2 protein-coding genes and 1 tRNA gene are annotated in these 1,986 nt (G+C 63.3%); 2 read left to right on the plus strand and 1 reads right to left on the minus strand.

The window, feature by feature from the left end; all coding sequences use genetic code 11:
- Positions 1-151 precede the first annotated feature (151 nt).
- Both ACXJL8_RS39725 and ACXJL8_RS39730 read left to right on the plus strand, forming a co-directional pair.
- Positions 152-514 (plus strand): hypothetical protein, encoded by a 363-nt coding sequence (locus tag ACXJL8_RS39725; protein ID WP_456623921.1) that lies wholly within the window; start codon positions 152-154, stop codon positions 512-514.
- A 302-nt stretch (positions 515-816) separates the two neighbouring features.
- A tRNA-Met gene (locus ACXJL8_RS39730) sits at positions 817-893 on the plus strand.
- 129 nt (positions 894-1,022) lie between these two features.
- On the opposite strand, the gene ACXJL8_RS39735 is transcribed toward ACXJL8_RS39730, so the two are convergent.
- Positions 1,023-1,986 (minus strand): recombinase family protein (locus tag ACXJL8_RS39735; protein ID WP_456686888.1); only part of this gene is annotated, 964 nt, incomplete at its 5' end.

Consider the following 1,986-nt stretch of genomic DNA (forward strand, 5'->3'; position numbering starts at 1 on the left):
CCACCCGGCACTGCGTGCCGACCTCCCCCGCAAGCGGGAGAGGTGCACCGAGTTCGCGGCGGCGATCGAATCTTGATTCGCGCCGACCTCAACCCCGATCACATCGCGCTTGAGGCTGGAACATCCGGCCCGACCCGTGCGTTTCCCTCCCATGCGCAGGACATCAAAGCTCCTCTTCGCGAGCCTCGTCATCGCCGCCTCCGGTGCCGCGATCGCGCAGGCCCCGCCCGCCCCTGCGACGCCGCCGCAAGCGACCGCGCCGCCATCGCCGCAGCACGCGGCCAACTGCATGCCGCAGGACCGGCCGAACCGCGCGGCTGTGCCCGACGGCACCACCACCGGCCAGTCCCGGGAACCGCTCGGCGACAGGCTCGCCAGATCCGACGGCGTGCTCTGCCCGCCCGCCGGCGTCGACCCCGACATGCACGCCCCAGCCCCTGACACCGGCGCCAACACCCCGGTCATCCCGCCCCCCGGCAGCCCYGGCGGCGACCCGACGGTCAGGCCGAAATAGCCCTTGTTTTCGCCTCTCCCCGCCCTTGTCCCGCCGAAGCCTTGGCGAAGGCGGATGCGGGGAGAGGCCGAAATCCGTGCGAAAGCGCGGATTTCGGGTGAGGGGGACTCTCCACGAGTCCGGTGCCCGAAAACGAGCGAATCCGGCGCCGAAATCAGCCGCTTTTCCACCCACCCGCGACTTATCCCGCCGGAGCCTTGGCGCAGGCGGAAGGCGGACCACTTTGCTTGACAGCCCGCCGCCCCCTTCCTTATATGCCGCGCGTTCGTGAGATCGGCCTTATTCGGCCCTCGCGACCCTGTGGCGGGGTAGCTCAGCTGGTTAGAGCACGGGAATCATAATCCTGGGGTCGGGGGTTCGAGTCCCTCTCCCGCTACCATCTTTCCCCACACCCCTTTGACTTGGTTTGGGAAAGCTTTTTCCCCCAAGAGGGCGTTCAATCGGCCTGATATCTCCACCCTTACGCCACCGAGGCGTGATGGATCTCGGAAGACGGTGACCGTGTCGATCAGGTCTCTGATGGCTCGGCGGCCTCTCCGTCGCCCGAACTGATACCCTTCGTTAGCGCCTCCTCGAGCCGACCTAGCTGTTCTTCATATCGCTTGAGAATAGTTGGATGCAGCGCGACCTCTTTTGCGGCCGGCGGTTCACTCCGCAACTCTTCAGATATGCGCTCGCGTTCGGCACCGAGGGCGGTCGATCGCGGACCGAGAATGGATGGATCGCCGTGCCCCTTCGCGATCGCATCTACCAGTCGTTCGATTTCCCGATTCAATTGCGCGAGTTGCTGTTCGAGATGCTGCCTTTTTGCATTCGAGGTGATTGCGAGGCGATTTCGCTCTTCGAGATAAGTACGCACGTACTCCGCAATAACCTTCGGTGCTCGCAACTCGGCCTTTAGTCCGCTGAGAACAGCGCTCTCAACCGTTTCGAGATAGAAAGTCTTTGCGTCCGGGCACGTGCCGCTCTCTGTCGCTGCTGAGCAGCGAATGCGAACGCGCCCCGATTTGTCTTTGCCATTGGTCGACATGCCGGCGCCGCACGAACCGCAACGGAGCAGACCAGAGAGCATCCGGCGTGGCCGACGTTGATGGCTAGGATGAGTATGACCGCGCACTTCTTTGCGTTTCTGAGCCGCCGCGAACAGTTCGGGGTTGATAATTGCAAGATGCGGCACGTCAGCAACCTGCCACTCACTCTGCGGGTTGGGGCGTGACAGTCGCTTTCCCGTGTCAGGATCTTTCACCATCCTGACCTTGTTCCAAACGAGACGTCCCACATAGAGCTCGTTCTGCAGGATGCCGGCCCCCCTCTCAAGGTTGCCGTTGATCGTTGAGGCATTCCATGCTCGGCCTCGCGGAGGTGATACCCCGTCCTTGTTGAGATCGTGCGCGATTTCGCGAGGGGTTCGACMCTCGACGTATTCCTGGAAGATGCGCCGAATGATTTGTCCCTCGGCCTCGATGATAACG

The sequence above is a fragment of the Bradyrhizobium sp. P5_C11_2 genome, from assembly GCF_054049755.1.